General features: G+C 63.3%; 19 protein-coding genes. 11 read left to right on the forward strand and 8 right to left on the reverse strand.

From position 1 onward, the window contains the following. The first annotated feature begins 114 nt into the window (after positions 1 to 114). The 5 genes from OC446_RS25435 to OC446_RS25455 all read left to right on the forward strand — a co-directional run bounded on the left by OC446_RS25435 (position 115) and on the right by OC446_RS25455 (position 2,838). Complete coding sequence (locus OC446_RS25435) at positions 115 to 426, forward strand: universal stress protein (protein WP_262031799.1); 312 nt, start codon at positions 115 to 117, stop codon at positions 424 to 426. A 27-nt stretch (positions 427 to 453) separates the two neighbouring features. Beyond that, positions 454 to 999 (forward strand): universal stress protein, encoded by a 546-nt coding sequence (locus OC446_RS25440; protein WP_262031800.1) that lies wholly within the window; start codon positions 454 to 456, stop codon positions 997 to 999. Positions 1,000 to 1,098: 99 nt separating this feature from the next. Next, on the forward strand, positions 1,099 to 1,791 hold the full coding sequence (locus tag OC446_RS25445) for a DUF1538 domain-containing protein (RefSeq protein WP_262031801.1): 693 nt from the start codon (positions 1,099 to 1,101) through the stop codon (positions 1,789 to 1,791). Beyond that, positions 1,791 to 2,528 carry a DUF1538 domain-containing protein gene (locus tag OC446_RS25450; protein ID WP_262031814.1) on the forward strand — a complete coding sequence of 246 codons (738 nt, stop codon included), beginning with the start codon at positions 1,791 to 1,793 and terminating at the stop codon, positions 2,526 to 2,528. The genes OC446_RS25445 and OC446_RS25450 overlap by 1 nt, the downstream gene beginning before the upstream one ends. Beyond that, a complete protein-coding gene (locus OC446_RS25455) occupies positions 2,521 to 2,838 on the forward strand; it encodes a P-II family nitrogen regulator (RefSeq protein ID WP_262031802.1) in 318 nt (105 codons plus the stop codon). Before OC446_RS25450 ends, OC446_RS25455 begins: the two co-directional genes overlap by 8 nt. A gap of 180 nt (positions 2,839 to 3,018) precedes the next feature. Here the strand turns inward: OC446_RS25455 and OC446_RS25460 are convergent, their stop codons facing one another. The 5 genes from OC446_RS25460 to OC446_RS25475 all read right to left on the reverse strand — a co-directional run bounded on the left by OC446_RS25460 (position 3,019) and on the right by OC446_RS25475 (position 8,368). Beyond that, complete coding sequence (locus OC446_RS25460) at positions 3,019 to 5,292, reverse strand: HAD-IC family P-type ATPase (protein ID WP_315986541.1); 2,274 nt, start codon at positions 5,290 to 5,292, stop codon at positions 3,019 to 3,021. Then, positions 5,178 to 5,705 carry a cation-transporting P-type ATPase gene (locus OC446_RS30900; protein WP_315986540.1) on the reverse strand — a complete coding sequence of 176 codons (528 nt, stop codon included), beginning with the start codon at positions 5,703 to 5,705 and terminating at the stop codon, positions 5,178 to 5,180. The genes OC446_RS25460 and OC446_RS30900 overlap by 115 nt, the downstream gene beginning before the upstream one ends. A 97-nt stretch (positions 5,706 to 5,802) precedes the next feature. Continuing rightward, the gene (locus OC446_RS25465) at positions 5,803 to 6,876 is read right to left on the reverse strand and encodes an NAD(P)-dependent alcohol dehydrogenase (RefSeq protein ID WP_262031803.1); all 1,074 of its coding nucleotides are present in this window, start codon (positions 6,874 to 6,876) and stop codon (positions 5,803 to 5,805) included. A gap of 180 nt (positions 6,877 to 7,056) precedes the next feature. After that, the gene (locus OC446_RS25470; RefSeq protein WP_262031804.1) at positions 7,057 to 7,899 is read right to left on the reverse strand and encodes a universal stress protein; all 843 of its coding nucleotides are present in this window, start codon (positions 7,897 to 7,899) and stop codon (positions 7,057 to 7,059) included. A 154-nt stretch (positions 7,900 to 8,053) separates the two neighbouring features. Further along, on the reverse strand, positions 8,054 to 8,368 hold the full coding sequence (locus tag OC446_RS25475) for a c-type cytochrome (RefSeq protein WP_262031805.1): 315 nt from the start codon (positions 8,366 to 8,368) through the stop codon (positions 8,054 to 8,056). A 208-nt stretch (positions 8,369 to 8,576) separates the two neighbouring features. Between OC446_RS25475 and OC446_RS25480 the strand changes: the two genes are divergently transcribed. Further along, on the forward strand, positions 8,577 to 8,897 hold the full coding sequence (locus OC446_RS25480; RefSeq protein ID WP_262031806.1) for a c-type cytochrome: 321 nt from the start codon (positions 8,577 to 8,579) through the stop codon (positions 8,895 to 8,897). Positions 8,898 to 9,019: 122 nt separating this feature from the next. Here the strand turns inward: OC446_RS25480 and OC446_RS25485 are convergent, their stop codons facing one another. The 3 genes from OC446_RS25485 to OC446_RS25490 all read right to left on the reverse strand — a co-directional run bounded on the left by OC446_RS25485 (position 9,020) and on the right by OC446_RS25490 (position 10,688). Further along, entirely contained in the window at positions 9,020 to 9,484 is a 465-nt protein-coding gene (locus tag OC446_RS25485; RefSeq protein ID WP_262031807.1) for an ASCH domain-containing protein, read from the reverse strand. A gap of 16 nt (positions 9,485 to 9,500) precedes the next feature. After that, complete coding sequence (locus tag OC446_RS31125) at positions 9,501 to 9,659, reverse strand: NepR family anti-sigma factor (RefSeq protein ID WP_410055137.1); 159 nt, start codon at positions 9,657 to 9,659, stop codon at positions 9,501 to 9,503. Between the two features lie 855 nt (positions 9,660 to 10,514). Then, the gene (locus OC446_RS25490) at positions 10,515 to 10,688 is read right to left on the reverse strand and encodes a hypothetical protein (RefSeq protein WP_262031808.1); all 174 of its coding nucleotides are present in this window, start codon (positions 10,686 to 10,688) and stop codon (positions 10,515 to 10,517) included. A gap of 778 nt (positions 10,689 to 11,466) precedes the next feature. Between OC446_RS25490 and OC446_RS25495 the strand changes: the two genes are divergently transcribed. From OC446_RS25495 to fixJ, 5 genes are all read left to right on the forward strand, one after another. Beyond that, a complete protein-coding gene (locus OC446_RS25495) occupies positions 11,467 to 11,598 on the forward strand; it encodes a hypothetical protein (protein ID WP_262031809.1) in 132 nt (43 codons plus the stop codon). After that, positions 11,595 to 12,677 carry a hypothetical protein gene (locus OC446_RS25500; protein WP_262031810.1) on the forward strand — a complete coding sequence of 361 codons (1,083 nt, stop codon included), beginning with the start codon at positions 11,595 to 11,597 and terminating at the stop codon, positions 12,675 to 12,677. The genes OC446_RS25495 and OC446_RS25500 overlap by 4 nt, the downstream gene beginning before the upstream one ends. A 658-nt stretch (positions 12,678 to 13,335) precedes the next feature. After that, complete coding sequence (locus OC446_RS25505) at positions 13,336 to 14,847, forward strand: acetyl-CoA hydrolase/transferase family protein (RefSeq protein WP_262031811.1); 1,512 nt, start codon at positions 13,336 to 13,338, stop codon at positions 14,845 to 14,847. A gap of 116 nt (positions 14,848 to 14,963) precedes the next feature. Beyond that, entirely contained in the window at positions 14,964 to 16,505 is a 1,542-nt protein-coding gene (locus tag OC446_RS25510; RefSeq protein WP_262031812.1) for a PAS domain-containing sensor histidine kinase, read from the forward strand. Continuing rightward, complete coding sequence (gene fixJ, locus OC446_RS25515; protein ID WP_262031813.1) at positions 16,495 to 17,112, forward strand: response regulator FixJ; 618 nt, start codon at positions 16,495 to 16,497, stop codon at positions 17,110 to 17,112. Before OC446_RS25510 ends, fixJ begins: the two co-directional genes overlap by 11 nt. Positions 17,113 to 17,334: the final 222 nt, after the last annotated feature.

The raw sequence follows: 17,334 nt of genomic DNA on the forward strand, positions 1-17,334 counted from the left end.
GGCTATCCTGGAAAAGGTCGCCCGTGCGAAACAAGCGTTAGAGTCACAACACTAGGCCACAATGCGCGCGCGGACTTAAGCCGCATTCGATCCACCGGCACGGAGGGACAGCGAATGACGCAACGGATCGTGGTGGCCACCGACTTCTCTACAAGGTCGGATCGTGCATTGCGCCGCGCCACCCTGCTCGCTCACGACACATCCACTCGCCTCGTTTTGGTGCACGTCGTTGACGACGACCAGCCCGCCCGGCTGGTGGAGGTGAGCCAGCGCGAGGCAACGGTTCTCCTCGCCGAACTGGCCCGCACCGTCCACGATGTCGACGGTGTAGCCTGTGAGGCCAAGGTCATGCTGGGAGAGCCGTTTGAGGGCCTCTCCGATGCAGCGGAGGAGTTCGATGTGGACCTCACGGTCATGGGGCCGTAGCGGCGGCAGGCCTTGCGAGAGATGTTCATGGGCACGACCGTCGAGCGGACGATCCGGCGCAGCCGCCGGCCGGTTCTCATGGCCAATGCCGTTCCGTCCCGTCAATACCACCGCATCCTGATCGCTACGGACTTCTCCGAAAGCTCGGCCCATGCCCTGAACACGGCGCGTGATCTCGGCCTCTTCCGCGATGCGGAGGTCCTCCTGCTACACGTCTTCGATGCTCCCGCCCGCGGAATGATGTTCGGAGCGGCGCTGCCGCAGAACCAGATCAAGGATTACATCGCTGAGCAGGAACGATGCGCCACCTTCAACATGGTCGAGTTCATCGGCCAAGTCGGGTTCAAGCCGAGACGGCAGATCCTGAGGCTCGCCGAGGAGCCCACCGGCACGATCATCAAGGATTGCGCCCGGTACGAGCGCGCCGACCTCATTGTCGTGGGAACACGCGGGCAATCGGGGCTTGGAACCCTGCTCCTCGGCAGCGTCGCGGAGGGCGTGCTGCAAGGCTCCGAGATTGATGTCTTGGCGGTTCCCCTGCCTCAGCCCCCGGGCCAGGAGGAACAGCCTTAGCCACCTTCGGGAGCACGCCCGCTCCAGGTCAACAGCTATTCTGTGGCTCATCCGAGTTCGCCTGATGAAGGGCGACGACCAATCGAGGCGCCTCAAGTCATGATCTCGCTGCTAAAGAACAACCTGTTGGATTCGCTGAAGACCGTAGCGCCGCTCGTCATTGTCGCCGGTCTGCTTCAGATCACGCTCGCGCAGGCGCCGGCGCTCCTGTTTGTCCAGTTCCTTGCCGGGGTGGCGCTCGTCGTCCTCGGCATGACGCTGCTGTTCATCGGCATTGATCTTGGCGTTCTGCCCATGGGCCGCTTCATCGGGGCGGAGCTGCCGAGGCAGGGATCCATCGCGTTCATCCTTGCCGTGGCTTTCGTCATGGGCTTCGCGACCACCATCGCCGAGCCCGACGTGCTGGTCCTGACGAGCCAAGTGGACAGCCTCTCGCAAGGTGGCACTGGCCAAACCCCCCTTCTCTACTTGATCGCCGGTGGAGTCGGCGTGTTCGTGGCCCTTGCCATGGCGCGCATTGTCTACGGCGCCTCGATGCGGGTCCTGCTGACGATTACATTCGGCATCGTCATCCTGCTCTCCTTCATCGCCCCGGCGGATATCGTGCCCCTGGCCTATGATGCGGGCAGCGTCACCACGGGCGTCCTCACCACGCCGGTCGTGCTGGCCTTGGCTGCGGGACTAAGCTCCGTCCTTGCCGGCCGTGACGCGATCTCCGACGGATTCGGCCTGCTGGGCTTTGCCTCGATTGGGCCGATCGTCGTGATCATGATCATGGGACTGCTGTCGTGATGATGGAACTGCTTGGGGAGCTCAAGACCACGGCATGGAGCGTCGTGATGGCGGTTCTGCCGCTAGCGGTGCTGTTCCTGCTCTTCCAGATCTTCCTGCTCAAGCTGCCCCGCTCAGATGTGCGAAAGATCCTGACCGGAACTGCGATCGCGGCCGCGGGATTGTTCCTGTTCCTGGCGGGCGTTGCCGTCGGCTTCATGCCGTTCGGGACGGCAATCGGCGGAGCCCTTGGTGCGCTTCCCCAGAAATGGCTGCTGCTGCCGGCCGGCCTGTTTCTCGGGTTCGTCACCACTTGGGGCGAGCCGGCGGTGCGCATCCTGGCCGACCAGGTCGACGATGCATCCAACGGCTCCATTCGCCGGTCTTTGGTCCTCTACACGATCTGTATCGGCGTAGCCGTGATGGTCGGGATCGGCTTCCTCAGGATCGGCTACGGGATCTCGCTGCTGCACCTGCTCGTGCCAGGCTATGCACTTATCATTATCATCATGTGGTTCTGCGACAGCCGGTTCGTGGCGATCGCCATCGATGCCGGCGGCGTGGCCACGGGACCGCTCGCCAACACATTCCTGCTGGCGCTCGCTCTGGGAGCATCGGCGGCAATGGGAAACCAGGATCCACTCGTTCATGGCTTTGGCTTGGTCGCGCTGATCGCAATGGCGCCGATCTTGTCCCTTATGACCTTGGGCCTGCTCATCCAATGGAAAGAGTTCCGGAAGGAAACACGAAATGCTTAGCTCCACCATGATTGTCACCATTGTCCGAAAAGGATGGGGAAACACGGCCCTGGAGGCCTCGATCAAGGCGGGTGCCACGGGAGGCACGATCCTCTCCGGACGGGGTGTGGGCGTCAACGAGAAGGACTCCATCTTCGGCATTCCAATCGAGCCGGAGAAGGAGATCGTGCTGACGCTCACCCATGGCAGTCAGGCGGATGCTATCCTTCAGGAAATCATCGGAGCCGTTGAGCTGGACAAGCGCGGCAATGGGCTCGCCTTCATCGTCCCAATCGAAAAAATTGTCGGCGTACCGCATATGGCTCCCTAAGCGCCGTGACATGGGGCACGTGACAGGGGCTCTAACATCGATAAGGAGGCGGGTCACAAGAGAAGGCGTGCCCCATCGAGCAGGATAAGAGCGTTCATCGGCCGGCCGACGCCAGCAACCCGCCCTATTGTCTACGAGTCAAGGCAACCGCGAAGCAGGTCTTATCTCTCCCCTGAAGCTTCATGCCTTCAACTCCTCGAACCAGCCGAGGCGTCGCATCAGGAGTTTCTCACCCTCCAGGAGGATCATGAGACAGGCGCCAATCGCGACGATCAGAATTCCGTCGGCTAGAGAAAGCGGCCGGGATTCGAACAGAGCCTGCATGAACGGCGCGTAGGTGAACAGCAACTGGGCGACGACGAGCACCCCAATGGCGATGAGCACGGCCGGCGTGCCGAGGACACCCTTCCAGGAGAAAGATGTCATGTGGAGATAGCGCACGTTGAAGAGATAAAAGATCTCGCCGACGATGAACATGTTGACCACCATCGTGCGCGCCGTTTCGACGTCCCGCCCGCTATTCAGGGCATAGAAGAAGACGCCGAGTGAGGCTGCTGCCAGCAACACGGAGACGATCACGACCCGCCAGAGCAGGAAGGGCGAGAGCAGCGGCGCCTTGGCCGGCCGCGGGCGCCGGCGCATGACGCCCGGCTCCGGCGGCTCGAAGGCCAGCACCAGGCCCAGGGTCGAGGCGAGGATCAGGTTGACCCACAGGATCTGCGTTGCCGACATCGGCAGGCTGAAGCCCACCAGGATGGCGAGCACGACCGCGAGGGTCTCGGCGCCATTGGTGGGGATCTCCCAGGAGATCACCTTGCGGATGTTGTCGTGAACCGTCCGGCCCTCGCTGACCGCGTTCACGATGGACGCGAAGTTGTCGTCGAGCAGAACCATCTCGGCAGCCTCCTTCGAGGCCTCCGTTCCCTTGATGCCCATGGCGGTGCCCACGTCAGCCTGCCGCAGCGACGGCGCATCGTTCACCCCGTCGCCGGTCATCGCGACGATGTGGCCGTTGGCCTGGAGCGCACGCACGATGCGCAGCTTGTGCTCGGGGCTCGTGCGGGCGAAGACCGAAACACGCCCGACGATCCTCTGGAGTTCCGTGTCGGACATCGCCTCGACCTCGGCCCCCGTCGCCGCCTGCGGATCCTCGGCGAGGTCGAGCTGCCGGGCAATGGCCAGCGCGGTCGCTGCATGATCGCCCGTGATCATCTTCACGGCGATGCCGGCCGTGCGGCACTGGGCGATGGCCTCGGCCACCTCGGGCCGCGGCGGATCGATGAACCCGATGATTCCGAGGAACTCGACCCCATCGGCCACGTCGTCGAATTCCAGGCGTTCCTTGGGCTCGGTTAAGCGCTTCATGCCGAAGGCGAGCACACGCTCCCCCTCGGCTCCTGCCGCCGCGATGCGGGAGTTCCAGAATGCGACATCGAGCGATCCGGGCGCCATGGCGAAGAGCGCCTCGGCAGCGCCCTTGACGAAAACGACGGTTTCTCCGCCGGGTCCGGTATGCAGGGTCGCCATGAAGCGGTGAGCGGCGTCGAAGGGGATCTCGTCCACGCGTGGCCACTCAGATCGGGCATGCGCGGGGTTCAGTCCTGCCTTCATGGCCAGCGCAATCAGCGCGCCCTCCATCGGATCCCCGTTGACGATCCAGCGCCCCTCCTTCCTCTCCAGTTCCGCATCGTTGCACAGGAGCCCGCAACGGAGCACGTCACCGGATGCCGACAGGGCGGCGAGATCGTCTTCGCTTCCGGCTGATGTCAGCTCCCCTTCGGGCACGTAGCCCGAGCCGCTCGCCAAAACCTCGTGTGCCTGCGTGACGATGCGACGGGCCGTCATCTCGTTGCGGGTCAAGGTACCTGTCTTGTCGGTGCAGATCACCGACGTGGCTCCGAGGGTCTCGACCGCGGGAAGCTTGCGGATGACCGCGTTGCGGGCCGCCATGCGGCGGACGCCGATGGCGAGCGTGATCGTGATGACGGCAGGAAGCCCCTCGGGCACGATGCCGACTGCAAGCGCCACCACCGCAATGAGAGCCTCGACCCAGTCGAAACCCCGAACCAGAACTGCGAAGGCGAACAGGAGTGCGCCGCCGATCAGGACGACCCACGTGAAGCGCCGCGCGAACTGATCGATCTGGCGCAACAGCGGTGTGCTCAGCGGCTCGACCGCTTGGAGCAGCCTGCTGATGTGGCCGATCTGCGTGCCCATGCCGGTCTCGACCACCACGCCCGTGGCCTGCCCGGCCGCCACCAGCGTGCCCGAGAACGCCATGCCGTGCCGGTCTCCAAGGCTGGCTTCCGGGGAAACCGGTGACTGGTCCTTTTCGGCGGTCACCGACTCGCCGGTGAGGAGAGCCTCGTCGATGAGCAGGCGGCGCGCGCGCAGCAGGCGCAGGTCCGCCGGGACCTTGTCGCCGGCCTCAAGGAACACGATGTCCCCGGGCACGAGATCCCGCACCGCGACCTTCGTGCGCTGCCGGTCGCGCAGGACGAGGGCATGGGGGCGATCATGCTGCGAATGGCGTTGAGCGCCTTCTCGGCCTTGCCCTCCTGAATGAAGCCGATGATGGCGTTGACGATCACGACCGCAGCAATCACGGCCGCATCCACAACGTGCCCGAGCACGGCGGCCGCAACGGCTGCGACGAGAAGGAAGTAGATCAGAACGTTATTGAACTGCGCCAGGAAGCGCAGGAGCGCCGGGCGCCCGGCGGTGGCGGGAAGCTCGTTCAGGCCGTGGGTGGACAGGCGCCTTGCCGCTTCGCTCGCGGAGAGACCGTCGTTCGAACTCCCGAGATCCTCCAGAACCTCCCCTGCGGTCCGGCTGTGCCACGCCTTTTCGTGCTGTTCCATCATCATCCTCTGTTTCGAGCCGACACGTCGCATCGGTATGCTGGCCCATCAATGACGGGCCAGCATACCGTTCCGCTCGAAGTCGCAATTGCCTTGGGGATCACTAAGGCGTGATGGCGACCTTGAGCACGCCGTCGCGCTGGTTGGCAAACAGGTCGTAGGCCTCCTCGATCTGGTCGAGGGTGAAGCGGTGCGTCACCAGCGGGCGCGTGTCGACCCGGCCGGACGCGATCACGTCCATGAGGCGGCGCATGCGCTCCTTGCCGCCCGGGCAGAGCGTCGTCCGGATCGTATGATCGCCCAGGCCCGCCAGGAAGGCGTCGAGCGGGATCTTCAGGTCGCCCGAATAGACGCCCAGGGACGAGAGCGTGCCTCCGGGCCGCAGGACGCGCAGGGCGCCCTCGAAAGTCTGCTGCCGCCCCAGGGCCTCGATGGAGACGTCGACCCCGCGGCCGTCGGTGAGGCGCATGATCTCCTCCACCGGATCGGCTTTCGTAAAGTCGACCACGTGATCCGCGCCCATGCTGCGGGCCATCTCCATACGGGCGGGTACGCTGTCGACGGCAATGATGGTGGTCGCACCCATCAGACGGGCGCCGGCCGTGGCGCACAGGCCGATCGGGCCTTGGGCGAACACCGCGACCGTATCGCCGATGCGGATGGCGCCGCTCTCCGCGCCAGAGAAGCCGGTCGACATGATGTCGGGACACATCAGCACCTGCTCGTCGGTGAGCCCGTCCGGCACCGGAGCCAGGTTGGCCATGGCGTCGGGCACGAGCACGTACTCGGCCTGGGTGCCGTCGATGGTGTTGCCGAACTTCCAGCCGCCCATGCCCTTCCATCCGTGTCGCGTGCCGGGGCCGTCCTGAGCGTGGCAGCCGCACAGGGCCGCGTGGCTGTGGCCGGAGGTGCAGATCGCGCCGGCGATTACGCGCTGCCCCTCGCGGTAGCCCTGCACTGCCGAGCCGAGCTTCTTGATGACGCCGACGGGCTCGTGGCCGATGGTCAGTCCGCGGGCGACCGGGTACTCGCCCTTGAGGATGTGGACATCGGTGCCGCAGATCGTCGTGGTGGTGATCCGCACGAGGGCATCCAGCGGCCCCACGTCCGGGATCGGCTTCTCGTCGAGCACGATGCGGCCGGGCTCGACGAAGATGGCGGCTTTCATCTTGGGCATGGCGGTTCCTCCTGTGTGGACGTTAACGGCTAAAAGGCCAGGGTCGCCGCCCTAGCGGAATGGGTGCAGGCAAGCTCGAAGGCATGGCACCGGTGGTCATCTTGGCCCCGCGATGGCGGCGCGAGATGAGCAAGGTTCCAAACCCATCCTTATCCCAGTTTGGCTTGCCGGCCCTTGCTCTCAGTACGACAGCAACAGCGGCACGGGGCTCTGCTTGAGCAGAGACTGGGTGACGCCGCCGAACACCATCTCGCGCAGCCGCGAGTGGACGTAGCCGCCCATCACGATCATGTCGGAACGGGTCAGGGTGGCATGGTTGCGCAGAGTCTCGGCGACGTCGCAGTTCAGGGCCGGGAGAGATTGCACAGTCACATTGACCCCGTGGCGGGTCAGGTGCGGCGCGATGTCCGCACCGGTGACGCTGGCGGGCAGGTCCTTCTCGCCCGTCACGGCGACCACCTCCACCGCCTCGGCAGCTCGCAGGAACGGCAGAGCATCGGCCGCCGCGCGAGCAGCCCGCCCACTCCCGTCCCAAGCCACGATGATGCGGCGGGCCCGGAAGACCTCCTGCCCTGGCTGGACGACGAGGAGCGGACGCCCGCTATCCATCAGCAGGGCATCGATCAGGCCCCGGTCGGGCGTGAGGGCCTCGGGTTCGGCGTCGACAACGGTGAGGTCGTTCAGGCGGGCCTGCGCCCTGAAGACGGCAAGCAGTTGCGGGTAGCTGAGATGCGGGGAAGCGGCGGAGCACACGACCCCCGCCGCGCTGGCATCACCCTGTGCGCTGCGGGCAGCCGCCTCGGCAAGGGCGTGAAGGCGTTGGTTCTCCTCTTCGACGAGGCTGGCCACGACGCTGCTGATCCCGGCGCTCGACAGCCCCAGCTTAACAGAGGCCGCCTGGACTGTGGCATGGGCGCCCGCCTGCTGCGCCAGCGACAGGCCATACCCCAGGGCGGAGGAGACCTCATCCGGCCCGAACTCCTTCGTCAGGCCGATCAGCACGCTCTTGATATTCTCGATCACATTATCCCTCCGTATGCATTCCTGACGTAGGAACATAAGTGAGATGGTAACTGGGTCTAGGAACGCCGCCTTGATCTGCCGCAACGTCTTGGACCCGGGTGAGCGCACGCGGCAGGAGGCAAGTGCCGGGCCGGATCGGTAGATCATATCCTGTCTATTGGCGCAGGCTCCTGATGTAGGCCAGCACGTCCGCGATCTCCTGGCGGGACAGGGCCATGTTCGGCATGCGCGGATGCGGCGTCGACAAGAAGGCGGCTAGGAGAGATTCCGGCAGGTCTTCGCGTCGCGCGATCGAGGCGAAGGTCGGCACGTCCGTCGAGGCCTCGCGTTGTCCGGGACCAACAAGATGGCAGGAGGCACACCACCGCTCGGCCAGTCGCCGGCCCTGCCCCGCACTACCAGCCGACCAAGCAGGTCCGGAGAGAAGCGAAACCAGTACGAACCCCGTGAAAACCCGAATTCCTGACATCGCTCGCCCTCTCCCACACTTGACCATCTGGCCAATGCCCAGGTTGGCAGGAATCCTGTCGGAGCAAACGGACATAGACCAATGCCGTTCCCAGACCACTTAGCCAGTGGTTGCCCATGAGGTTCCATCGGTTCGGGACCGTCGCGCCTGTTCCATCCTGATCCTGCGCTATATCCCGCTAAGGGAAGGCAGATGCAAAGGAGCAGCCATGAGCCGTGCCGGGAGCACCCTCGTCCTGTTTCTGGTCGTCGGAGTGGGAGGACTGCATGCCCAGGAACCCGATCCCCAAGCCGGCCTCCGGATATCACGGGAGGTCTGCGCCTCTTGCCATGCGGTCGAGGCCAGCGAGGACCGCTCCCCGAACCCGCAGGCGCCATCCTTCAATCGGATCGCGCGGGTGCCGGGCATGACGACCACAGCCCTGACGGTTGCGCTGCGGACCTCGCACGGGACGATGCCCAACATCATGCTGGAGGACCGCGAGCTGCGGGATGTCACCGCCTACATCACGGGCCTGCGGCGTCCTTGATGCCCGGTTCGCCTGCTGGATGTCGTCGTCGCCTAATCGCGGGCCGTTTTGCAAGTAGCTTTTCAAAAACTCTCTTGCTCGACGCTTTGGTGGACGCACATGTCTGAGAGGACCAGATACGCTTAATCATGCCTGGATCTCGTCCCTTGTTTGATGCCACGGACCGCCGAACATCCAAGATTGCCGAGATGGGGCTCATCGACGTCAAAGAACCGGAGCGAGCCGAAAACCGGCTTGAAAGGCATGATCTGCGGGTTGCGTAACACAAAGCCGTAGGGGCCGGTGAACCAGGGGGAAGGATGCTCGGTGACGCAGTCGGCGATCTCGACCTCGCCGAGGATTCCACCTCGGAGAAGGTCCTCTTTCCGCGGCAGGCCGCCACTCTGCAGAATCGCTTGGCACAGCCAGTGCTCGGGGTTCCGGCAAGCCCGCTGAAATGCATTGTAGTCCTCCTGCCGGACCGTCGCCGTGGCATGGATCAGGACGCGCCCGCGCAGTTGGGTCGGCCAGTCCCGGTTGTCGACATCCATGCCGGCATGGAAGATCGCCCATGCAAAGGGCTGTCGGACAGAAAGAGCAACCGTCATCCGGGCAACGATCCCGTCACGACGAAAACCTTGCTTCGAGTTGAGCGACGAGCGTTTTGAGGTGCTCCGGCAAAGGTGAGTTCAAGGTATCCTGATAGATACTCCTCAAGGAATGGCCGAGAATGAAGTTCACTTGCACCTGGGAGAAAGTCAGGCTGTTTGGGAGCTTGTTCATAATCTCACGGTTGTCGTTCCATGGTATGGGATTATTCTCAAGGTTAGTTCAGCAGTGCGTCGATTAACACAGGTTAATCGTAACTCGCGCGCTTGCGATCTGGTTTCAGCGGGGCCGTGAGATGAACCCACGGCCGTGCCGGGACGACCACCGGAAATGTCAGGCAGGAGAAAGGACGGTCCACGACAGATGTCCCATCAATCGCAAAAGGCTATCCCGCGACCATAGCCCTGTTACCATTGGTGCTGGCTTGCGGTGCGTCTCGTCCACGCTGACGGCCTCGTGTCGTTCGTCTGATGGACCTCAGGTGGAAACCGCGCGATTTGCCTCGCTATGACAGGTCCGATGGGCGACCATCAGAACCAGAACAAAAATAGTTCAGTCGGAGACAACCTGGGTGTTCAAGGTTCCAGTCTCTAACGCGAACACAGGGAAACGCCGTGAGACTTCAGGTTGGTTGCCGATAACTAACGACAACCTCCGCCCGCCGGTGAGCCACATCAGAGAAAAAGGGCCGGGCCAGAGGCCCGGCTAAAGGTGAGGTCCGACGAACGTCAAAACCTTCCAGAGGGAACGGCCGAAATGGCAGCGCCGGGAGGAAGAAAGCGCTACCGCATGAAAGTCAGCCAAGGTCCGTATCGGTCATATTTGCTCTTCCGGCAAGGCAACCGATGACATGAACGGGCTGCGTGACAGACATGGCCTTCCTCTCATCATCGCCGCATCCGCATCTCGGACGCACCTGCAGTCCGATCGAGTTGTCGAACATCCGGCACGGCCTCTCGTGAAAAGCTCTACCCAATCAGAGGCCTTTGATAGAACACACCGGATGCTTCGGGCAGGTGAGTTCACGCTTCACTTCCCGTCCCAATGTCCCTCAATCACAGCGATCTTGATGTCGATGAGATCCGCGAGAATGCTGTTGGGAATGAGAGCCCGAAGATCCTTGGCGATTTCCTTGAGTTCGATGAGAGTCGCATCCTGGGTCAGGTTTCGCTCAGCCAAGCGCAAAGCCTCCGTGAAGTCCATCGCAAAACCCTCCTTGGGAATCGATCAGGAGATGAGCGCCAGAATGGGACAACCATGCGCCAACAGATGAGCACTTCGATGATATTCAAACTGCTTGATGTCGATCGTTCTCGCGTTTCAGCATGGCGCCATCACCCCAGGCTTCGCGAGCGCCCTACCAACAGCGAGAGGTTCCGTGCTGTTTGAGAAGCTGCGGGAATGCAGGGCAAAGCTCCCAATGCCGCCAATCGCGCGATGGATGTCTGCACGGGGACATACATTGCGGCCGCGTCGTGTCGTTCGCGCGTCCACACAGGTCAATGGGACGGACATAAGGATACACGGGATGTCTCTCCCACGCCAATTGCCGCGGGCTGCCATCATGCCGCCTCTCATGATCCGGTGTCGCACAGTTTTGGATCGAGAGGCTAGCCTAATGGAAGGAGGTCGTGCCGACGCTGAGGAAAAGGACGCCGGACGGGCTGACGCACCGCACGATCACGATTTCTGTAGCTGGTATAAACCGGCCTCCGGTAAGGCCGGTATGCGCGAGTGTGTCCGCGTCCGGTGTTCGCACCGATGACACCGCCGATCACGCCGCCAACGGCGGCTCCGATCGGACCACCGACTATGGCGCCCGCCACCGCACCAGTCCCGACGCCCACCGCCGTGCGGTTCTGCGCCAAGGCGAGAGTTGGAAAGAGTGTAAGCGCCGATACCGAGGCAAACGCGATGACAGCCTTCCTCATGCAGTGAACCCCTTGTTTTTGATTACCGGGTCTAACCCTGAACGGAATGCATGGTTCCGGCAGATCAAGCGGGCGATCAGAATGCCGGCGTCATCGACGACTGGTCGTGCGACGGTGGAGCCGTGTTCATCGCGGATCTTAAACTTGAGATCATCACATCGGATTGGATCGTGTCTCCGTGAACCGGAAGCGGTGGTTTACCAATCCGATCTTCGGCGGGCGCATCCGGGAGGGTCGGACACTCACGTCTGCCGGCATTTCACCAAACAAGCGTGCTGAACTGCGCCCACAAAAGCCTTTTTCCCCGTCAGTTCACGCTGAATCCATCACCGCGCGCCACGGCGCGACCGCCCTCAAAAAAGATGCCGGAGAGACTCTACCAGGAACACGCGTGGATAAGGCAGAGGTGCGCCATAGAGTTGCCGCAATCCTTAACCGAATCTTACGCCGGCTGGACAATAAATGGGGAACTCGAATGGGCAGGCTCTTCACGACACTCGGGGTTTCGGTTGTTGCGTTCGGAACCTTGATGGCGAGCGTGCAGGCGAAAACCGTCTTCTACGAGATCAACGGACAGCGGTATTCGTACGACACCAGCAACCGCAAGCAGGCAGCGGCGGCCCGCAAGCAGATCGAGGTGGCGAAGGCCGCAGAGGTCGCTCAAGCCAAGGCCGCGGCGGAACGCGCAAGCAATCCTCTGGTGGCCCTCTTTGGATCGCAGACCCAGCGAGAGGCCGCGGAGGCTCAGGCCCTACTCGAGAAGATCCTCTCGGATCAGCCGCAAGCTGCAGCAGCGAGCAAAGATCAACGTTCATCGGCGACCTCCAAGGATGAGGATCTCGCAAGGGCTGCAAAGGACAATGCCAGCGAGCCGGCGGGAACGACCGGAGCCCAACAGGCCGTCGCTGTCGCAAGGGTAACATCTCCAGCGCAGGCACAAGACTCCCGAGCCTCTGCTGAACCAGTTCGCACCGATAATGCCCGGAAGGCAGCCATCAAGTCGGTTTTCCTCGATGCCGAAACCGGGATGAAGACGATCCTCCGGGCTGACGGATCGATCCAGGAGGAGCTCTTCGATCCCGGCATTCTCTCGAAGCTTGATCCCGACCAGCGCTCTGTAAGCTCTGTCAGCAGTGTGGTGGACGCCGGTCCGTTGCCCAAAACCGCACCGGAGGACACGACCGGTTCCATCGGCTTTCGAGGAGCGGCGCTTGAGCCGGGTTCGCGCTTTGAGGGACGCGGCCGATCTCTGACCAACTGAGGCATCGCGCACTAGACACCATCTTCCGGATCACCTCCTGGTCGATGACTATGGTCATCGGCTAGGTAGCTTCGGGGAGTTCCGAAGCATTGCCCCGAAGACCTGTGGATCGGCGGTGCCGGCAAAAGAAGGTTCTATCGCTGTGCCACGATCGAAGCCGGAGCCCAGATCCGGTGGAGGAGTGGTGCCGCGATTATCCCGCCGATCAGGGCGAAAGCCGCCATGATCAGTCCCAAGCGCCCATACCATGCGAACCGCTCGTTGTGTCTCATGGAAAGCCGATGGTTGTTGGAATCAGGAACGTTATAGGTGGCGAGAGCCGTCGGCCAAGGGACCAGCAGCGCGCACCCGCTAGCCCCATCTGAAGCGCAAAGCGCGTGTTCCCGGGCAATGCTGGTCACTTCTCCAAGCGCTGGCATAGCCCTGCCCAAGCAAGGCTCCCCCCTTTGCGACGAGCTCCTTGGCCTTCTCCAGCGCATGAGCCGATTGGTGCGTCCGTCTCGCCGGATGGGAATCCACTCGGACGAGTTTTGTGGAACGAAGCCTATCGCGTCGAGTGCTTCCCCGATCGTCTTGGCCTTTGTGGCTGCACTGTGATTGTATTGCTCCCGGTCCGGGTCTATGACGGGCACGCGCACCGTAAGGAGGGCACAACCTGATGACTGACGAAGCCCGGGTCCTCGATCCCGCCCTGCGGACCAAGATCATGTCCGCCGACGAGGCGGCCGCTCTCATTCCCTCTGGCGTCAACATCGGCATGAGCGGGTTTACGGGCGCGGGCTACCCGAAGGAGGTCCCGCTTGCCCTGGCCCGGCGCATCGACGCAGCGCACGAGAAGGGAGAACGCTTCAAGGTCGGGATCTGGACCGGTGCCTCGACCGCGCCGGAACTCGATGGTGCTCTGGCGAAGGTGGATGGCGTTGAGTTGCGGCTCCCCTATCAGTCGGACCCGACCTGCCGGGAGAGGATCAATGCCGGCGAGATGGAGTATCTCGACATCCATCTCTCGCATGTCGCACAGTTCGTCTGGTTCGGTTTTCTGGGTCATCTCGACGTCGCCATTATCGAGGTCTCTGCGGTTCTGGACGGGGGCCGCCTGATTCCGTCTGCTTCGGTCGGGAACAACAAGACGTGGCTCGATCAGGCCGACAGGGTGATCCTGGAGGTCAACAGGCGGCAAAGTCTCAGCCTGGAGGGCATGCACGACATCTACTACGGCACCAGGCTTCCGCCACACCGCCAGCCGATTCCCCTGGTCCATCCCGGTGATCGGATCGGCAAGCCCTACCTGATGTGCGACCCCTCCAAGATCATCGGGATTGTCGAGACGGACCAACCCGATCGCAACACGACATTCTCGGCACCCGACGAGAACTCGCGCGCGATCGCCGGCCACATCATCGACTTTCTGCAGCATGAGGTCCGCAAGGGGCGGCTGCCAAATTCGCTCCTGCCGCTGCAGTCAGGGGTGGGCAATGTCGCCAATGCTGTGTTTGCCGGCCTGAAGGATAGCCCGTTTGCGAATCTCACCGCCTATACGGAGGTGCTTCAGGACGGCATGCTGGATTTGATTGCCTCGGGCACATTGACGTTCGCATCCGCGACGGCGCTGTCGCTCAGTCACGAGATGTTGGCACGGTTCGAAGCCGACATCGAGAACTTCCGCCAGAAGATCGTTCTGCGGCCGCAGGAGATCAGCAACCACCCCGAGATCATCCGCAGGCTTGGCGTGATCGCCATGAACGGCATGATCGAGGCCGACATCTACGGCAACGTGAACTCCACCCATGTGATGGGATCGAGCATCATGAACGGGATCGGCGGCTCCGGCGACTTCGCCCGCAATGCCTACTTGTCGTTCTTCATGACGCCGTCGGTTGCGAAGGGCGGAGCAATCTCGTGCATCGTGCCCATGGTCCCCCACGTTGACCACACCGAGCACGATGTGCAAGTGATTGTGACGGAACAGGGGCTTGCCGATCTGCGCGGGCTGGCGCCGCGGCAGCGGGCCCGCCTGATCATTGAGAAGTGCGCCCATCCGCATTTCCGGCCAGCTTTGGAGGACTACTATAGCCGGGCGCTGCGGGACGCGCCGGGGCGGCATACGCCCCACCTGCTCGACGAGGCCCTCAGCTGGCATACGCGCTATCTCCGGAATGGATCGATGTAGAGCCTGGCGGATGTCTCCTCGCGTCCATTGGCTGCAGCATTGGCGGAGTGCCGCGGGTGGGACGGATCGGCAGTCGACCTATATAACGACCGTTGCCACAACCCCTGGAGCCAGTCTTGCAGCACACTGCCGGAGACGGCGGGCGTCGGTTCGCGCCCCCGGTAACCCCCGACCTCCTGATCGATGCCATCGGCGACATCGCCCTCGTCGTCCTCGACCCGGACGGGTGGATCACGAGTTGGAATGCCGGTGCCGAGCAGATCAGCGGCTGGCGTGAGGATGAGATCCTGGGACAGCATTTCTCGATGTTGTTCCTGCCGGAGGAGGTGGCGGACGGCAAGCCCGCACGGGTGCTGACCCTCGCTCGGGAGATCGGCCGCTACCGTGAGGAGGGCCTGCGCCTGCGCAAGGACGGCTCGCGCTATGTCGCCCATGTCACAGTGACCCCTCTGCGGGACAAGTCCGGTACGGTGGTGGGCTATGTCAGGGTGGTGCACGACATCAGCGAGAGGGTTGCCGCCGAGGAAGCTCTCAAGGCTCGTGAGGCGCACCTGCGCTCGATCCTGCAGACCGTGCCGGACGCCATGGTGGTCATCGACGAGCAGGCCCTGATCCAGTCCTTCCGCGCCACGGCCGTGCGCCTGTTCGGCTACGAACCCGGCGAGGTCATCGGGCAGAACGTCGACGTCCTGATGCCGGAGCCTTACCGCACCCAGCACGACGGCTACATGCACCGGTACCTTTCGACCGGGCAGCGCCGGATCATCGGGATCGGACGGGTCGTGGTCGGTATGCGCAAGGACGGCTCGACCTTTCCGATGGAACTGGCCGTCGGCGAGATGCGCTCCGGGGGCATCCGCTACTTCACCGGGTTCATCCGGGACCTGACCGAGCGGCAGCAGACCGAGACCCGGCTGCAGGAGCTTCAGTCTGAACTGGTCCACATGTCCCGCTTCACGGCACTGGGCGAGATGGCTTCCACCCTGGCGCACGAGATCAACCAGCCGCTCACGGCCATTGCCAACTACCTGAAAGGCTGCCGCCAGATCCTGCAGCGCATGGACGGCGACCAGGTGCCGATGCTCCGCGACGCGGTCAACCAGGCGGCCGACCAGGCCCTGCGGGCGGGCCAGGTGATCCGGCACCTGCGCGAGTTCGTCGCCCGTGGCGAGAGCGAGCGCCACATCGAGAACCTGCCCAAGCTGATCGAGGAGGCTAGCGCCCTGGCGCTGATCGGGGCCAAGGAGAAAGGCGTGCGGGTGTCCTTCCGGCTTGATCCGGATGCGCCGCTTGTGCTTGCCGATCGAATCCAGATCCAGCAGGTGATGCTGAACCTGATCCGCAACGCCATCGAGGCCATGGAAGGCTCGGAGCGCCGGGAGCGCAGCGTCACAACGGAGGCGAAACCGGGCGACGGCTTGGTCGAGGTGAGCGTCTCCGACACGGGCACCGGGATTTCGCCGGAAGTTGCCGGCCAGCTGTTCCAGCCGTTCGTGACCACTAAACAGCACGGCATGGGGGTCGGGCTGTCCATCTGCCGCACGATCATCGAGGCGCACGGCGGCAAGATCACGGTCGAGTCGGAGCCGGGCCGCGGGACGACGTTCCGGTTCAGCCTGCGCATCGTTGACCAGGAGGAGATGGCGGATGCCGAATGAGCAGAGCGTGCATGTGGTTGATGACGACTTGGCGGTGCGGCAGTCGCTGTCGTTCCTGCTCGCCTCGGAGGGCCTGCCCGTCCGGCTGCACGAATCGGCCTCGGCCTTCCTGGAAACCGTGGCGGCCCCCTCGGGCTGCATCGTGACGGACGTGCGGATGCCCGGGATGGACGGCATCGAGTTCCTCCGTCGTCTCAAGGATCTCGGCTTCAGCATTCCCGTGATCGTGATGACGGGCCATGCCGATGTGGCCATGGCGGTCGAGGCCATGAAGGAGGGAGCCATCGACTTCATCGAGAAACCGTTCGATGACGACCTCTTCCTGGCATCCGTTCAGGCAGCCCTGAGGGTACGGGAGCAGCATACCGAGCGCGAGGCCCAGGTGATTGAGGTGGAGGCACGCCTGCAGGGCCTTTCCGAGCGGGAGCGCCAGGTTCTAGAAGGCTTGGTGGCCGGCAAAGCGAACAAGGTGATTGCCTTCGACCTCGGCATTAGCCCACGGACGGTCGAGATCTACCGGGCCAATGTGATGACCAAGATGCAGGCCGGCAGTCTGTCTGAGCTCGTGCGCATGGCCCTGCTCGTGGGCGCCGTGCCGGCGGGATGAGTGCCTCCTAAGGACTTTTCCTGAGCGCGTTCCGGTGGGCCCGTTGAGGAAGATCAATCCCGGAATTTGCAAGGCGCGGTATGCCAAGGGCAATGCAGCACCAGAGCTCTACCATGCCGAAGACCCCAGGATCCATCATTCTCGTCATCGAGGACGATGACGCCGTCCGGCGGTCGCTGAAGTTCGCCCTGGAGCTGGAGGGGCTGGAGGTGCACCTCTACG

The sequence above is a fragment of the Microvirga sp. Mcv34 genome (genome assembly GCF_024519725.1).
GTDB lineage: Bacteria > Pseudomonadota > Alphaproteobacteria > Rhizobiales > Beijerinckiaceae > Microvirga.